The sequence below is a fragment of the Martelella endophytica genome (genome assembly GCF_000960975.1).
In the GTDB taxonomy this organism is placed as follows: domain Bacteria; phylum Pseudomonadota; class Alphaproteobacteria; order Rhizobiales; family Rhizobiaceae; genus Martelella; species Martelella endophytica.
Genome location: NZ_CP010803.1, coordinates 808,202 through 824,758 on the forward strand (window position 1 = coordinate 808,202; position 16,557 = coordinate 824,758).

A 16,557-nucleotide genomic window follows, 5' to 3' on the forward strand; every position below is an offset into this window, starting at 1 on the left:
CGAATTGCCCGAGCATGTCCCGGCTTTCACCGCAGAAACGCTGACCTTCCGGCACAGACAAGAGGGGATCGTCATGAATTATCAGATCAGGCAGGGCTCGGGCGGCATATCCGCATCCGAAGCCGGGTCAAACGAAATCCGCTCCACGGGGACATGGCAATGACCGGCGCCCAACCTGCGGAGCGGACGCGCGCAGACGTGGTCATTGTCGGCGGCGGCTCGGCCGGCGCCCTGCTGGCCGCCCGGCTGAGCGCGAACCCGGCGCGCAGCGTTCTGCTGGTCGAAGCCGGCGAGGAACCTTCCGACCCCGATATCTGGAGGCCTGCGGCCTGGCCGGCGCTTCAGGGCCGTGCTTACGACTGGGACTATCTCACGGAGCCGCAGGCCGGGACCCATGGCAGGGTTCACCATTGGGCGCGCGGCAAGCTGATCGGCGGATCGAGCTGCCTTCATGCCATGGGCTACATGCGCGGCCACCCACAAGACTATCAGGCCTGGGTCGAAGCGACCGGCGATCTGCGCTGGAGCTGGGAAGCGCTTTTGCCGGTCTTCGAGGCGATCGAAGACCGCCCGCAAGGCGCCGGCCGCGGCCCGATGCCCGTTTACATGCCCGATGAAGAGGTCAGCCCCCTCACCCGCGCATTCATCGAGACCGGCGTCTCGCTCGGCCTGACACGCCTTCCCGACCACAATGACGGACGGATGGTCGGCGTCACCCCCAATTCCCTGAACATTCGCGACGGGCGCCGGGTCACGGTGGCCGAGGCCTGGCTGACACCGGATATCCGCGCGCGCGAAAACCTCAGCATTCTCACCGGCACAAGGGTGCAACGGCTGGTCATTGACGGCAGCCGGGTGCACCGGATCGAAGGCGTCGGCCCACAAGGCAGGATCGGCATTTCCGCCGATCAGGTCATCCTCAGCGCGGGCGCGCTGGAAAGCCCGGCCCTCCTGATGCGCTCCGGCATCGGGCCGCAGGATGTGCTCGCTGCTGCGTCTGTCGACTGCCTGATCGACATGCCGGGCATCGGTCGCAATCTGCAGGACCATCTGCTCGGCGCCGGCAATCTTTATGCGACCAGGAAACCCCTGCCGGCATCGCGCCTGCAACACTCCGAATCGATGGCCTATATGCGGGCCGGCGACTTCACCGCCACCGGACGACCCGAGATCGTGGTCGGCTGCGGCGTGGCGCCGATCGTATCCGAATGCTTTCAGGCGCCGGAGCCCGGCACGGCCTATTCATTCCTCTTCGGCGTCACCAACCCGACCAGCCGCGGCAGCTTGCGCATCGGCGGGCCAAACCTCGACGACCGGCTGATCATCGACCCGGCCTATCTGCAGACCGAGCATGACCGCGCCATGTTCCGCAACGCTCTCGAGGCCGCGCGCACGATCGGACATGCGGACGGGCTTGCCGAATGGCGGGACCGCGAGCTGCTCCCGGGCCCGCTCGGCAGCAAGGCGGAGATCGACGAATTCATCGCCAAGGCAGCCATAACCCATCACCACCCCTCAGGCACCCTTAGGATGGGCAAGGACGACGCCGCCGTTGTCGATCCGGATCTCAGGCTGAAATCGCTCGACAATCTTCATGTGGTGGACGCCTCCGTCATACCCAACCTGACAGCGGGCCCAATCCACGCCGCCGTTCTGGCAATTGCCGAGAGCTTTGCCCGCACGGTAACCTCTGGCGAATGACAGAAGAAGGGATATGAAATGAGCGTTTTTGACGAGGATCTTTTCCTCAAGGGCCTGGAACAGCGCAAGGCCACGCTTGGCGCCGAATATGTCGAGAAGAACCTCGCGGCCGCCGACGATTTCACCCGGCCGTTTCAGGAAGCGATGACGGCGTGGTGCTGGGGATTTGGCTGGGGCGACGATGTGATCCCACCGAAGACGCGCTCGATGATGAACCTCGCGATGATCGGGGCGCTGGGCAAGATGCACGAATGGGAACTGCACTGCCGGGGCGCTGTCAACAACGGCGTCTCCAAGGAGGAGATCCGCGCCATCATTCATGTCATCGCGATCTATTGCGGCGTACCGCAGGCGCTCGAATGCTTCCGTGCCGCGCGCAAGGTTCTGGACGATCAGTGAGATTTGGAACCTGTTTCAGCTTCCAAACAGGGCGGCCTATGCCTGCAAATCGGGCAAGGCGCCCGCCTTTGCGCCACTCTCCGCCTCATGAAACAGTCAGGCGCGATCAGGCCTCGTCTTCAATCGCGCGTTTGGCCGCGGCCTTGGCCTGATCCAGATGGTGTTTTGCCGCCTTTCGCGCACCCTCTTCATCGCCTGCGGCAATCGCGTTGTAGATGGCACGCATCTCGTTGAGGCTGTCCTGCGCGCGCCCGGCGAGCGACATGGACCGACCGCGGAAAAAGCTGATCCGCGCCACGAGCCCGCGATGGACTTCCTCGAGAATGGCGTTGCCGCAATTGGCCAGAATAATCGCGTAGAAATCGGCCGCCGTGGTCACCCGCTCAAGACTATCTCCGATTTCCTGGGCGCGTTCGAAAGCATCAAGCGCCTTTTCCAGCTCCTTCACCTGCTGCGGTGTGATCCGCACGGCGCAGCGGCCCACCGCCACCACTTCCAGAAGCTCGCGCACGTCGTAGATCTCGGTTGCCTCCTCCCACGAAAGCTTGGGAACAAAGGGGCCCCGGTTCGGAATGATCTCGATCAGCCGCTCCGCCTGAAGGCTCCGCAAAGCCTCGCGCAAAGAGGGACGGCTGACCCCGAGCTGGGCGCAAAGCTGGCTTTCAATCAACCGGCTGCCTGGCGGGAATACTCCGGCAATAATAGCCAGTCTCAGCTTTTCAATCGTCTGTTGCTGGACAGTTCTCGGCGTAATCCGGAGATTCAGACCAGTATTCATTGCGTCTCCTCGGGTTCTTCAAGTTCTGTTTCCCAGATTTTTCTACACGAACGCACGGCCAGAGGATAGCATCTGACGGCGCGCTGTCTGAAACAATTAACAGCAAAATGTCTTACAATCTTATTGACAGCTAATAATCGGCATGGTTCCCTGACGGCATACAAAAATCAAAAACGTCAAGGGAACCAAGATATGGCGGACAGCCCCACCCGCAGCCGGTATGAAGCGCGTCGCATCGACACCGGCCGCATCACTTTGAACGTGCGCATGGGGGGCAGCGGCCCGCTCATGCTGTTCTTCCACGGGATCACCGCAAACTCCGCCGTTTTCGGCCCCCTCATGGACGCCTTCTCCGACCGGTTCACAACGGTGGCCGTGGACCAGCGTGGCCACGGACATTCGGACAAGCCGGAAACCGGCTACGACGCCGCAGACTTTGCAGACGACATCGCGGCGCTGATCCGGACGCTCGACATGGGGCCTGCGATCCTCGTCGGACATTCGCTCGGATCGCGCAACTCGGTCACCGCCGCCGCCCGCCATCCCGAACTGGTCCGCTCGGTCGTTGCCATCGACTTCACGCCCTATATCGAAGACGACGTCTTCGCTTCGCTCTCCGCAAGAGTGAATGCGGGCGATCAGGCCTTTGCCGACACGGATGCCATCGTCGCCTATCTCGCCAATCGCTATCCCAACATCCCGGCTCCAGCCATTCGCATTCGTGCCGAAAGCGGCTACGGCCCCGCCGACGACGGCCTGCGCCCGCTGGCCTCGGCATCTGCCATGGCCCAGACGGCCGAGGGGCTGCGCGCCGATCTGGTTCCCGCGTTCCGCGACGTGACCCGCCCGGTTCTCCTCATGCGCGGCGCCAACAGCAAGCTGGTCTCCGCCGCAGCACTCGAAAAGACCCACGCGCTGCGCCCGGACCTGCCCATTGTCGTCGTGCCCGGCGCCGACCACTACGTCAACGAGACCAATCCCGGCGTCACGATCGGCGCGATCCGCAATTTCATCGACGGCTGAGCTGCCGATTTCCCACATGCTGAACCAACAGGAATAGAGACATGGTCAACGTCAACAAAACCACGGACAAGACACGGGTTGCGCAGGTTGCGGGCGGCGGGTTTTCAGGCCTGACGGCCGCCATCGCGCTGCGCCAGAACGGCTGGGATGTGGTGCTGCACGAAAAGAGCCCGGAACTGCGCGCCTTCGGTGCGGGCATCTATCTCTGGCACAACGGCCTCAGGGTGCTCGAAGGCATTGGCTGCCTGAATGAAGTGCTGGAGGATTCCTTCACGCCGCCGGTCTATGAAACATGGATGCATAACAAGACCGTTTCGAAGGAAACCTTCAACGGCCTGCCCTGGCGCGTGATGACCCGCGCCCATCTGCACGATGCGCTTGCCAACCGCGCCCGCGAAGTCGGCGTCGAGATCCGCACGAATTCCGAGGCGGTCGGCGCGGAGGCTTCCGGCAAACTGAAGCTGGCTTCCGGCGAGATCGTTGAAGGCGACCTGATCGTGGGCGCGGACGGGGTCGGCTCCAAGGTGCGCGATTCCCTTGGTTTTGATCAGGAGCGCTGGGGCGCGAAGGACGGCATCATCCGCCTCATCGTTCCGCGCCACAAGGACAAGCTGCCCCATGGAGAATGGGACAATGTCATCGACATGTGGAACCATTGGCCGCGGGTGCAGCGCATCCTCTACTCCCCCTGCAACGACAGGGAACTCTATCTCGGCCTCATGGCGCCGTCGGCCGATCCGCGCGGCTCGCACGTTCCGCTCGACCTTGAGGTCTGGATGGAGATGTTCCCGTTCCTCGAACCCTGCCTCATCGACGCCGCCAAGATCAAGGACGCGCGTTACGACACCTACCAGACCACCAAGCTCGACAGCTGGTCGCGCGGCAAGGTCGCCCTCGTCGGCGATGCCGCCCATGCCATGTGCCCGGCGCTGGCGCAGGGCGCGGGCTGCGGCATGGTGAACGCCTTCACGCTCGCGCAGGACATCGAGAAGAACGCCTCGCTCGAAGACGCGCTCCTCGAATGGGAAAAGGCGGTCCGTCCGATCACCGACCTCACGCAGAAGCTTTCGGCGGATCACGCCGCAAACCGCACCATGTCCTATGGCAACGGCTTCACCCCCGAGGCCCTGACAGCTGCCCGCTTCGACCCGATCAACCGCGTCTATTCGTGGCCGCAATAAGCAGTATCCCCTTTCATCTCTACAGGAGACGTTCATGAACTACTCAAGCCAGGTCGAAAAGGACTACGAGGTCCGCGGCTGGTACGGCGCAACGCAGGAAGTACTGCACGACGGCGGCGAGGCGACAGCGCCTCTCATCAAGGCGGCGGCCGCCGTCATCATCAAGAACCCCTTCGCAGGCAAGTTCGTTGCAGACCTTTCGGCGCTCACCGCTCCCTCGGCCGCCATCGGCTATGCGCTTGGCGAACGCGCGGTTGCCCTGCTTGGCGGCCGTCCGGTCGAAAGCTATGGCAAGGGCGGGATTGCGGGCGTCGCCGGCGAACAGGAACATGTCGTGGCCTGCGTGACCACCGTTTTCGGTGATCCGCTGCGCGAAGCCGTCGGCGGCGGCGCCGCATGGATATCCTCCGCCAGCAAGGTCGCCTCGGCCGGCACCGCCATCGACATTCCGCTCGCCCACAAGGACGAGCTCTATATCCGCTCCCATTATGATGCCTTCACCTTCGTCGCGCCGGACGGCCCGCGTCCCGACGAAATCCTGATATGTGTTGCTGTGGCGACAGGCGGCCGCGTGCATCAGCGCGTGGGCGGAAAGACGACTGCCGACATCAAGACCACGGCCTGACGCAAACGAATATTCAAGGAATATCAAATGCCTCTGAACATCAAAGACCTCAAGATCACCTCTTCCGATTTCGCGCCGCTGACGCGGCTTGCCGACAAGCATGCGGGCGACAAGGGCAATGTGCTGCCGAAGCTGACGGTGAGCGGCGTGCCGGAAGGCACCAAGGAACTGGCCGTGATCTGCCATGATCCGGACGCGCCCCTGGCGCATGGTTTCACCCACTGGACGGTCTATGCCATCGACCCCAAGACCACCGATCTTTCGGATGCGCAGGAGAAATTCCGCGTTGGCCCCAATGGCGCCGGTCACATGCAGTATTACGGACCGCAGCCGCCGGCCGGCCATGGCGACCATCACTATTATTTCTGGGTCTACGCTCTGGACACGAATGTCGAAGGCACGCCCACGCGCGAGCAGTTTCTCGACACCTATGCGGACAATATCATTGAGCAGAACCGGATCGTCGGTCTCTACTCCAACTAAACGATCTTTCGACCGGCCTGATCCCGGTCGGGGTCAGGCCCGACCGCACATCCACAGGAGACCCGAACAATGTCTGACACAGCAACAGCGCGCGAGACCGCGATCCAGGAACTGGTGATGGCCACCCGGATTCTGGTGAACGAGGGCATCATGGATGTCTTCGGCCATATCAGCGCCCGCGATCCGGAAAACCCGAACCAGTTCCTGCTGCCGCAGAAGCTGGCCCCCAACACGATCACGACCTCCGACATCCAGACCCTGACGCTCGATGGCGAGACGACCGACAACCGCCCCTCCTATCTGGAGCGCTACATCCACAGCGAGATCTACAAGGCCCGCCCGGATGTGATGTGCGTGCTCCACACGCATTCGCCTGCCGTTCTGCCCTTCAGCTTCATCGACACGCCGCTGCGTCCGGTCACCCATATGGGCGCCTTCCTCGGCGAATCCGTGCCGGTCTATGAAATCCGTGACAAGCAGGGCGACGACACCGACCTGTTCGGCGGCAGTCCCGACGTCTGTGCCGAAATCGCCGAAAGTCTCGGCCCGGCACCCGCCGTCATCATGGCCCGCCACGGGGTCGTGAACGTCGGCAGCTCGATCCGGCAGACGGTTTTCCGCGCCTTCTATCTCGAACAGGAAGCCAAGGCCTATACCATCGGCCTTCAGATCGGGAAGATCAAGTTCATGACCGACGGCGAACTCAAGGCCGCGGGCAACCTGGTCGGCGCGCAGATCAATCGCGGCTGGGATCACTGGTCGGCGGCTGTTCGCCACAAAGGCTTGGCTGAAGACCTCGCCTGAGACACACCGGAGGGCGGCGCGGGCCTGAGGGTCCTGCGCCGCCCGCTCCTCAACATACGCAAGACGGATCGGACCGGTCGCGCCGATCGCAAGGAAGAACGCCATGTCGCACGCTGAAACCTATGACTACGTCATCGTCGGAGCCGGCTCCGCGGGCTGCGTGCTGGCCAATCGGCTGACCGAAGACCCCTCCGTTACCGTGCTGCTGCTGGAGGCCGGTGGCTGGGATCGCGATCCGATGATCCATATCCCGCTCGGCTGGGGCAAGATCCTCACCGAACGGCGCCATGACTGGATGTATTTCTGCGAGCCGGAGGACAATGTCGGCGGTCGCGCCGTGGAATGCGCCCGCGGCAAGGTGATCGGCGGCTCATCCTCCACCAACGCCATGGCCTATGTCCGCGGCAATCGCGGCGACTACGATCGCTGGGTTGCATCGGGACTAACCGAATGGTCCTATGAAAAGACCCTTCCCTATTTCAAGAAGACCGAAAGCTGGGAAGGCGGCGAAACCGCGTTTCGCGGCGGCTCGGGCCCGGTCTCGACCCAGCGCTGCCGCTACGAAGACCCTCTGACGGATGCCGTGGCCGAAGCCAGCCGCGCTGCCGGCTATCCGCAAACCGATGATTACAACGGCGAAACCCAGGAAGGCTTCAGCCGCCTGCAGATGACCATCGGCAATGGCCGTCGCGCCTCCACCGCCAGCGCCTATCTGCGTCCGGCGATGAAGCGGAAGAACCTCACCGTTCTGACCCACGCCATGGCCAAGAACATCACCTTCGACGGCAGCCGCGCCACCGGCCTCGTCTTCGACCATAATGGCAGCGAACGCCGCGTGACCGCCAACCGCGAAGTGCTGCTTTCCGGCGGTGTCATCAACACGCCCCAGCTGATGATGATCTCGGGTATCGGCGCGGGCGATGAATTGCAGGCGCAGGGGGTCGAGACCCGGGTCAACATTCCCGCCGTCGGCAAGAACCTGCAGGATCACGTCTCGGTGCTGATCATGCACCACCGCAAGACACCCGGCCCCTTCCTGCACAAGATGCGCGCCGACAGGATCATGGTCGATTTCGCCAGGACCTATCTGACCGGCAAGGGCTTTTCCGGCGATGTCCCCGGCGGCGTGGTGGCCTTTCTCAAGAGCGATGAGAGCCGGCCGCTGCCCGACATCCAGCTGCTCTTCACCGCGGCGCCGCTGGCGGCATGGCCGTGGTTCAAGCCGTTCAAGCAGCCGTTCCGCGACGGCTTTGCCACCCGCATCGTCGCGGTGCAGCCCGAAAGCCGGGGCTCGGTCAAGCTCGCATCCGCAGATCCCCTCGCCGCCCCGCTCATCCACCAGAACTTCCTGGCCGCCGAGAACGACTGGAAGTCGCTGCGCGCGGGCTTCCGCGTCGGGCGCGCGCTTGCGGACCAGCCGGCCATGGCCAACTTCATCGAAACCGAGTTCTTCCCCGGCGCCAAATGCCAGAGCGACGAGGAGATCGACGAGCATATCCGCAAGACCTCGATCACCGTGCATCACCCCGCCGGCACCTGCCGCATGGGCGCGGACGAGGCATCCGTCGTCGACCCGGAACTGAAGGTTCGCGGCGTCACCGGTCTTCGCGTCGTCGATGCCTCGGTGATGCCGGATCTTCCCTGCGGCAACATCAACGCCGCCGTCATCATGATCGCCGAGAAGGCGGCAGACCTTATCAAGGCCAGTCAAACATGACCCACTAGAACCAACGACCATGGGACAAGAAGCGAAAACGCCGGTCCGGTCGCAAAATCACAGAGGTGAACAAAATGAAATTCAGGACTTTCGCAGCCGGCGTGCTGCTTACGGTATGCTCTTTCGGCTCCGCCGCTATCGCCCAGGACCTGCGCTTCGGTTCCGGCCAGCAGGGCTCCCAGAACTATGGCGTGAACGCCGCGCTCGCCCAGGCGATCGGTGCCAATACCGATCTCAACGTTACCGTCCAGTCGTTTGGCGGCGCGACCGCCTTCGTGCCGCTCATCAATGCCGGGGAACTCGATATCGCTGCACTTGTCACCCCTGATGCGGGCGATGCCATTCGCGGCAACGGCCCATTCGACGGGATGGCGCAGGACAATATCGCATTGGTCGCCGCACTGCTTCCAAGCCCCGTCGGGCTGATGGTCCGCGCCGATTCCGGGATCGAAACCATTGCCGATCTCAAGGGCAAGCGCATGGCCTGGGGTGTTCCAGCACAGGCAAGCCTGCTGCCCTATTTCGAAGGCGCGCTCGCCAATGGCGGCCTGACCCCCGACGATGTCACCACCGTTCCGGTCTCAAGCGTACGCACGGGCGTCGAGGCGCTGGTGAACGGCGATGTCGACGCCACGCTTTTCGCGCTCCGCGCAGGCGCCGTGGTCGAGGCGGATTCCGCGCTCGGCGGCATCGCCTGGCTGCCCTTCGATGACAGCGCGGAAGCGGTGGAGCGCATGAATGCCGTCGCCCCCGAAGCCTATATCTACGATGTCGCGGCCGATGCCGGCGTCGTCGGCGCGCCGGAAGCGTTCAAGACGATGGCCTATGACTACGTCCTCGTCGCCCGCAAGGACCTCGATCCCGCGGTGGTCTCCGACATCGCGGAGATGATCAACGCCGATCCCGCCGTCATCGCCGCCTCCAACCCGATCCTTGGCGCCATGTCCGAAGACACCGTGTCGCGGGTCTATACGAAGCTGCCCTATCACGAGGGAGCAAAGGTATCGGATACGGAATGATCAGGTTCCAGTCGCTGGGCTGACATCATGACCAACCAACACAATACATCTTCCAAGCCTGTCACCAGCGCCCCGACGGCAAATGTCGGGGCGAAGGCGGCCGGTTTCCTGCTGGTCGCGATCTCGCTGGCGTGGATCCTCAACCTGCCCATGCTGGTCAAGGTGCCGCTCTATAACGAGCAGCCTCTGGCCTGCGCCGTGGGGCTGTCGCTCGCCGTGACGGCCTTCCTGCTGGGCGACCGGGCGCGCGGCCCGCTCCGCCTTGCGGCCTATCTCGCCGGCTGCGTACTGCTGGCAATCATGCTCACCATTGCCTGGCGCTACCCGCAGCTGACGATCCTGGCCGTGATGCGCCCGCTGTGGCTGACCCTGAGCGCCTATGCCGTGATTGCCGGACTCGGTTTTCTGGTCTGGCGCTATGTCGGCCTGCCCATTGTCCTGATTGTTGCGCTGTTTTCCCTGCTCGCCCTGTTCGGCGGTCCGTTCGGCGTTCCCGAAACTCCGGCCAATCGCTGGGCGATCTACATGCTCACCGATCCGAACGCGCTTCTGGGCACGCCCGTGCGCGTCGCCGTTGAAATCGTCATTCCCTTCGTTCTCTTCGGCGAGCTTCTGCGTCATTCCGGCGGCAGCGATTTCCTGACCCGTATCAGCTTCGCGATCTTCGGCCGCTATCGCGGCGGCAGCGCCAAGGCGGCCGTCGGCACCTCGGCCCTTTTCGGCACGATCACCGGCAACGCCGTCTCCAACGTCGTCTCCACCGGCATCATGACAATCCCGCTGATGAAGCGCGCCGGCCTCAGCGCCTCCACCGCCTCTGCCGTCGAGGCAGCAGCCTCCACGGGCGGTCAGCTCCTGCCGCCGGTCATGGGCGCCGCCGCCTTCGTCATGGCCGATTATATCCAGGTGCCCTACCACGACGTGATCATCGCCGCAGCGCTTCCGGCAGCGCTCTATTTCGGGGCGATCTTCCTGCAGGTCGATCGCATGGCCGCCCGCGCGGATGTGCGCGAGATCGACAAGGGCGAGCGCATGACCTTCCGTGCGGCTTTTGCCGAAGGTGGACATTTCGCGCTGCCGTTTATCGTCATGTTCTTCGTTCTCTTCAATCTCCAGACACGCCCACAGATGGCGGCCATCGCGGCCATTATTGCCCTGGTTCTTGTCAGCGTCGTCCGCCCCTATCGCGGTGTACGCCTCAGTCCCCGCATATTGCTGCGCGTGGTGGTCGATACCGGGATGTCGGTCGCTCCACTGCTGCTCATCACCGCCGCCGCGGGCCTGATCATCGGCCTGATCAGCCTCACCGGCCTCGGCTTTTCCATTGCCGGCCAGGCTATTGCGCTGAGCGGCGGGCACAAGATCGTGCTGCTCGTGCTTGTCGCCCTGATCGCCATCCTGTTCGGCATGGGAATGCCGACGGTCGCCGTCTATGTCGTGCTGGCCACGATACTGGCACCGGCCCTTCAGGATACCGGCCTTGAACCGATGCAGGCGCATCTCTTCATCCTCTATTTCGGCATGATGTCGATGCTGACGCCACCGGTGGCACTCGCCTCGATCACCGCGGCGAGGATCGGCGGGGCCAATATGTGGCGCACCAGTTTCGAAGCGCTGAAGCTTGCCTGGGTTGCCTATCTGGTGCCGTTCCTGTTCGCCTTCTCCCCGGAACTGCTTCTCGGCGGCACCTGGTACGGCGCGACCCTTGCCGCTCTCACCGCTTTCGGCGGCATCGCGGCCGTATCCATGGGGGCGGCGGGCTATGCCCGCAGCGAACTCTCGCCGGCGATGCGGGCCGTCTACGTCGTTGCCGGTCTCTGCCTGATGTTGCCGCCCGCGCTAGGCCATGCCGTCGCCATCGTCAATATCATCGCCGCCGTTCTGCTGATCGCCCTACTCATGAGGACACCTTCTGACGCGGCGGTTTCCGAAACCAGACAAAAGGGCCGGTCCGTCCGGTCCTGACCACTCAACCAGGAAAGAGAAGACCATGAAGAAAATTGCAATCATCGGGTTGGGAACCATGGGACCGGGCATGGCGGCGCGGCTGGCGCGCGGCGGTCTGGACGTCACCGCTTACGACATCGCACCGGCAGCGCTGGAACGCGCCTCCACCATGATCGCGACCGCCGAGAAGGTGCTCGACACGCTCGGCATTGCCGCCACGGGCGATAACCCGGTCAAGCTGACGAGCGACCTCGCCGAAGCGGTCGCGGATGCCGACCTCGTGATCGAGAACGTTCCGGAAAAGGCCGAAATCAAGGCCAGCGTCTATCGCCAGATCGATGCACTTATCGGGGCAGACGTCATCGTTGCCTCCGATACGTCGGGCATTCCGATCACCAGCCTTCAGGAGCACATTTCCAATCCCGCCCGCATGGTCGGCATGCACTGGTCGAACCCGCCGCATATCATTCCGATGATCGAGGTGATCGCCGGCGCTAAGACCGCGCCCGAGACCAGCGAGGCGATCAAGCAGCTGATCCGCTCGCTCGGCCTGCTGCCCGTGACCGTCAAGAAGGACGTGCCGGGCTTTGTCGAAAACCGCGTCCTCTATGCGCTTCTGCGCGAAGTGATTGACCTTGTCGAACAGGGCGTTGTGGACCCGGAGGATATCGACACCTGCGTTTCCTGGGGGATCGGCTACAAGCTCGCCGTGATCGGCCCGATGGCGCTTCTGGATATGGCCGGGCTCGACATCTACCACTCCGTATCGAGCTTCCTCAATGCCGATCTTGCAGACCGCAAGGACGTTCCGGACCTGGTCAAGGAGAAGATTGCGGCCGGCACACTTGGCCTGAAGTCGGGCAGCGGCGTCTATGACTATACGCCCGAGAAGATTGCCGACCTGCAGAAGAGCCGCGCTCAGAAACTGGTCGCGATCCGCCGCATTCTGGAGGACCGCGCATGAGCGCTGAGCCCACGAAACCGGCGCGGGCAGGCAGGATGGTTACGAAGGCGCTCAAGACCGGTCTCGGCATCGTGCTTCTTGTGGTGGTTGCCATCAATGTGCTGAACGCCGGCAGCCGCTATCTTTTCGGCTTCTCCCCCGTCGGCGCCGACGAGACGATGATCTACCTGATCATCTGGATCACGATGATTGCCGCGGTGCTGTCGTTCTTCACCCGCACCCATATCAGCGTGGACCTGCTGCCGCTCTATACGCCCAAGCGCGCCCGGCATGTCTGGTATATCCTGCATGATCTCGCCGCGATCTTCGCCTGCGGCTTCGCGACCTATGCGTCGTGGCTGTTCATCGCCAAGATCAACCGGCTCGGCATGACCAGCATGGGGCTCGGCATCCCCATGACGATACCGCACGCAGCCCTTCTCTTCGGCTTCGCCGGGTTGACCCTCGCCGGCGCCATCAAGCTCATCTTCGACGTCCGGGCCCTGTTGCGGAAGGCCCCGACTCCGGAGGCGCGCTCATGATCTTCGCAAGCCTCGTCCTGCCCGTCCTGCTTGTCGCCATCGGTACGCCGATCTTCCTCGTCTTCCTGACGGTGGCCGCCGTCGTCCTGATGTTCTTTCTGAAGATACCGCCCGTTGCCCTTCAGCAGGTCATGTTCGGCGGGCTGGACAATTTCGCCCTTCTCGCCATTCCGTTCTTCGTCTTCGCCGGTGAGCTCATGAGTACCAGCGGCATCGCCAACCGGCTGATCACCTGGGCCATGGCGATGGTGGGCCGGGTTCCGGGCAGCCTCGGCGTTTCCACCGTCGCGGCCTCCACCGCGCTCGGCGCGATCTCGGGATCGTCGGTCGCCTCGGTCGCCGCACTCGGCAAGACGCTTTATCCCAAGCTTATTGCTGCCGGCTACGGCCAGCGCCGCGCGGGCGGTCTTCTGGCCTCATCCGGCGCCATCGACATCGTGATCCCGCCCAGCATCGCCATGATCCTCTACGGCATGGCCGCCGAGCAATCCATTCCCCGGCTCTTCATCGCCGGTATCCTCCCGGCGATCCTGATGGCAGCGCTTCTGTCGCTGTTCGTGATCGTCGATGCCATCCGCCGCGATATCCCCTCGGACCACACCTTCTCCGTGAGGGCCGCAGCCAAAGCGACGATGGATGCGTTCTGGGCGATCCTGATGCCGGTCTTCGTGCTCGGCGGCATCTATCTCGGCGTGTTCTCCCCTTCCGAGGCTGGCGGCTTTGCCTGTTTCTACGCCATCGTGATCGGCCTCTTCGTCTACCGCACCATGACGGTGCGCGATGTCATCAACGCGGCGGGGAATGCCGCGATGCTCTCGGGGCAGATCCTGGTTCTTGTTGCCGCGGCAAGCGTCATCACCTGGATCGTGACGACACAAGGCGTGCCGCAGGCAATCATAGCCTGGATCAATGCGATGCAGCTCTCCGCCTTCACCTTCCTCTTGGCGATCAACCTGCTGCTTCTGGCGATCGGCGCCTTCCTCGATCCGACCTCCGCGATCCTCGTCTTCGCGCCCCTCCTGGCGCCGATCGCGATATCGCTCGGCATCGACCCGATCCACTTCGGCATCATCATGACCGTCAATCTCGCCATCGGCATGTTCACCCCCCCCTTCGGGCTGAACATCTTCGTGGCGCAGCAGGTGACCGGCCTGCCCGCGCACACGCTCTACCGGGGCGTCGCCCCCTTCGTCGCGGTGCTCGTCATCGCCCTGCTCGTGATCACCTACGTTCCCGCATTATCCCTGTCCCTTGCCCAACCCCACTGAAAAGGACACTTGCCATGATCTCCAACCTCCTCAAGACCGCGGCCTTCGCCACCGCATTTACGGTGAGCACCTTCCTCACCGCCCAGGCACAGAGCACGATGAAGCTCGCGACCGCGACCATCAACGACGTGCAGCATGAATGGATCAAGGTCTTCGCCGACGAGCTCGCCGAACGGGCACCCGGCGCCGTGAAGACCGAAATCTACCCGGCCTCCCAGCTCGGCGCGATCCCGCGCATGTCGGAAGGCGTGCTTCTGGGCACGATCGAAGCCTTCACCACGCCGACATCGTTCATGTCGAACGTCGATCCGCGCTTCCAGGCCTTCGACGTGCCGGGCCTTTTCACCTCGCCGGAAGATGTGCATGCAGCGCTTCACAATCCGGAATACCGCGATCATCTGGAAACCATGTTCCTGGACAAGGGACTGCGCGTGATCGGCGCGATCTACAATTCGCCGACCGTGCTCTTCACCATGGAAGACGCGAAGGCGCTTGAAGACGTCAAGGGCCTCAAGATCCGCACCTTCGCCTCGCCGCTACAGATCAAGCCGATGGAGCAGCTCGGTGCGATCCCGCTGCCGCTGGCGCTGTCCGAGGTGATCCCGCAGCTCCAGTCCGGCGGCCTCGACGGCATGCTGGTCGGCGTGCCGATCCTCACCGCGTTCAAATACTATGATGTCGGCAAATATATCCTCGACCTGCACTTCGCCGAAGTGGTCTCCGTCACCGTCGTCAACGAGGACTGGTTCCAGATGCAGAGCGAGGACACCAAGGCCGCGATCATCGCAGCCGGCCGCGCAGCCGAAGAAGCGGTTTACCCCTGGGGCGTCGAGAATGTCGGTCGCTCCTACGCCACCTGGACCGAAAACGGCGGCGTCATCACCCAGCTTCCGCCGGAAGAACAGGCCCAGATGGAAGCAGGCTTCGCCACGCTTGCAGCCGAACTGCTGGAAGGCCAGCCGGAAGTGAAGGCCGAATATGAACGGCTCCACGACTTGGTTGAAGCATCCAAGGCCCAGTAATAGGCCAAGTTCAAGGAACCGATCGTTCCCCCGCCCCGAGCACGCAGCCGTGCTCGGGGCGGGGGGAAGCCATGTGAATGAAAGATCAAGCGTTTGGGGAACCCTGAACCTAGGCGCGGCCTAGTCCTGACGTCCCCAGTGGCCGCCCTTGGCTGCCATCCAGGCGTAGGATTCTTCGACAAATTGCCTGTGATTGTCGGCGAGCGCCGGCTTCAGACTGCTGACAGCGGCCACCAGACCCTCGATCACCGCGCAGATGGCAGTCGATGATGGCGGGTTGAAGTCGTGTTCGACGGAAACGAAAAGGCTGGTTTTGGAAAGCGCGGCAAGGGGCGAGCCCAGACCATCCGTGATGCCGAGGATCGGAACGTCGCGCTGATCGGCGTATTCGACCAGTTGCAGCGTTTCCCGGAAATAATGCGGGAAGGCGATACCGATGACCAGATCCTCCGGCCCGAAATCCACCAGCAGGCGGAGCGAGCCAATCGTGCCGCCACCGCTGTCGACAGTGCGCACCGGCGCACCCAGCGTGGAAAGCCCGATCGCCAGCAATCCACCCAGATGCGCGGCAAGATCGACGCCTGCAATGAAGATCCGCCTTGCTCCGGTAATCATCCGCGCAGCCTCGAGGATCGTCTCATCGGAGATCATGCCGAGCGTCTGCTCGTGATTGGCAATGTCTTCACGCAGGGACGCCTGAAACACGGTGGCCGGTGTCGGCCGGGTCGCCAGCTTGCGCTCCATCCGGTCAAAGGGCGCCAGAAGCGTTTCGAACCCTGCAATCAGTTCGGAGCGAAATTCCGGATAGGCTTCATAGCCAAGCGTTGTCGCAAACCGGTTTGCCGTTGCCACCGAAACGTCAATCAGCGCGACCGCATCATGCACGCTCAGGCGCGCGACCTGCAACGGTTCGGCCAGCACGAGATCGGCGAATTTGCGCAAGGCACCGGACATTTCCGGATAGGCGGCTGCAATCTTGCGGGCCACGGGCGTATCGGCGGGCAGCCGCGCTCTTTTTTTGTCACCAATCTGATTCATCTTGCCCTCCGCGCAGCTTTATGTAACGAATGTAACAGAGGTGAACAAGAAATATAACAAATCATAC

At 63.2% G+C, this 16,557-nt stretch carries 16 protein-coding genes; 14 read left to right on the plus strand and 2 right to left on the minus strand.

The window, feature by feature from the left end; genetic code table 11:
- The first annotated feature begins 159 nt into the window (after positions 1-159).
- Together TM49_RS03730 and TM49_RS03735 are read left to right on the plus strand one after the other, a co-directional pair.
- Complete coding sequence (locus tag TM49_RS03730; RefSeq protein WP_045684719.1) at positions 160-1,701, plus strand: GMC family oxidoreductase; 1,542 nt, start codon at positions 160-162, stop codon at positions 1,699-1,701.
- A gap of 18 nt (positions 1,702-1,719) precedes the next feature.
- Positions 1,720-2,100: a carboxymuconolactone decarboxylase family protein gene (locus tag TM49_RS03735; RefSeq protein ID WP_045679591.1), complete on the plus strand. Its 381-nt coding sequence runs from the start codon at positions 1,720-1,722 to the stop codon at positions 2,098-2,100.
- Positions 2,101-2,206: 106 nt separating this feature from the next.
- Here the strand turns inward: TM49_RS03735 and TM49_RS03740 are convergent, their stop codons facing one another.
- The gene (locus TM49_RS03740) at positions 2,207-2,878 is read right to left on the minus strand and encodes a GntR family transcriptional regulator (protein ID WP_045679592.1); all 672 of its coding nucleotides are present in this window, start codon (positions 2,876-2,878) and stop codon (positions 2,207-2,209) included.
- Between the two features lie 192 nt (positions 2,879-3,070).
- On the opposite strand from TM49_RS03740, the gene TM49_RS03745 reads away from it, so the two are divergent.
- The 12 genes from TM49_RS03745 (at position 3,071) to TM49_RS03800 (ending at position 15,452) form a co-directional block, all read left to right on the plus strand.
- Positions 3,071-3,901 (plus strand): alpha/beta fold hydrolase, encoded by an 831-nt coding sequence (locus tag TM49_RS03745; protein WP_045679593.1) that lies wholly within the window; start codon positions 3,071-3,073, stop codon positions 3,899-3,901.
- Positions 3,902-3,942: 41 nt separating this feature from the next.
- Positions 3,943-5,082 (plus strand): FAD-dependent oxidoreductase, encoded by a 1,140-nt coding sequence (locus TM49_RS03750; RefSeq protein ID WP_045679594.1) that lies wholly within the window; start codon positions 3,943-3,945, stop codon positions 5,080-5,082.
- Between the two features lie 34 nt (positions 5,083-5,116).
- Positions 5,117-5,707, plus strand: a complete 591-nt coding sequence (locus tag TM49_RS03755) for an amino acid synthesis family protein (protein WP_045679595.1) — start codon at positions 5,117-5,119, stop codon at positions 5,705-5,707.
- Positions 5,708-5,734: 27 nt separating this feature from the next.
- Positions 5,735-6,190 (plus strand): YbhB/YbcL family Raf kinase inhibitor-like protein, encoded by a 456-nt coding sequence (locus TM49_RS03760; protein ID WP_045679596.1) that lies wholly within the window; start codon positions 5,735-5,737, stop codon positions 6,188-6,190.
- Between the two features lie 69 nt (positions 6,191-6,259).
- Complete coding sequence (locus TM49_RS03765) at positions 6,260-6,994, plus strand: class II aldolase/adducin family protein (protein WP_045679597.1); 735 nt, start codon at positions 6,260-6,262, stop codon at positions 6,992-6,994.
- Positions 6,995-7,097: 103 nt separating this feature from the next.
- Positions 7,098-8,711, plus strand: coding sequence for a GMC family oxidoreductase (locus tag TM49_RS03770; RefSeq protein ID WP_045679598.1), 1,614 nt, complete (start codon positions 7,098-7,100; stop codon positions 8,709-8,711).
- Positions 8,712-8,785: 74 nt separating this feature from the next.
- Positions 8,786-9,730, plus strand: coding sequence for a TAXI family TRAP transporter solute-binding subunit (locus tag TM49_RS03775; RefSeq protein WP_045679599.1), 945 nt, complete (start codon positions 8,786-8,788; stop codon positions 9,728-9,730).
- 27 nt (positions 9,731-9,757) lie between these two features.
- Positions 9,758-11,695, plus strand: a complete 1,938-nt coding sequence (locus tag TM49_RS03780) for a TRAP transporter permease (protein WP_045679600.1) — start codon at positions 9,758-9,760, stop codon at positions 11,693-11,695.
- Between the two features lie 25 nt (positions 11,696-11,720).
- Positions 11,721-12,641 (plus strand): 5-formyl-3-hydroxy-2-methylpyridine 4-carboxylate 5-dehydrogenase, encoded by a 921-nt coding sequence (gene fhmpcd1 / locus TM49_RS03785; protein ID WP_045679601.1) that lies wholly within the window; start codon positions 11,721-11,723, stop codon positions 12,639-12,641.
- Positions 12,638-13,162, plus strand: coding sequence for a TRAP transporter small permease (locus TM49_RS03790; protein WP_045679602.1), 525 nt, complete (start codon positions 12,638-12,640; stop codon positions 13,160-13,162). The genes fhmpcd1 and TM49_RS03790 overlap by 4 nt, the downstream gene beginning before the upstream one ends.
- Positions 13,159-14,430, plus strand: coding sequence for a TRAP transporter large permease (locus TM49_RS03795; RefSeq protein ID WP_045679603.1), 1,272 nt, complete (start codon positions 13,159-13,161; stop codon positions 14,428-14,430). The genes TM49_RS03790 and TM49_RS03795 overlap by 4 nt, the downstream gene beginning before the upstream one ends.
- Positions 14,431-14,444: 14 nt before the next feature.
- Positions 14,445-15,452 carry a TRAP transporter substrate-binding protein gene (locus tag TM49_RS03800; protein ID WP_045679604.1) on the plus strand — a complete coding sequence of 336 codons (1,008 nt, stop codon included), beginning with the start codon at positions 14,445-14,447 and terminating at the stop codon, positions 15,450-15,452.
- A gap of 120 nt (positions 15,453-15,572) precedes the next feature.
- Here TM49_RS03800 and TM49_RS03805 read toward each other — a convergent pair whose 3' ends face one another.
- Positions 15,573-16,490 carry a MurR/RpiR family transcriptional regulator gene (locus TM49_RS03805; RefSeq protein ID WP_052699701.1) on the minus strand — a complete coding sequence of 306 codons (918 nt, stop codon included), beginning with the start codon at positions 16,488-16,490 and terminating at the stop codon, positions 15,573-15,575.
- Positions 16,491-16,557: the final 67 nt, after the last annotated feature.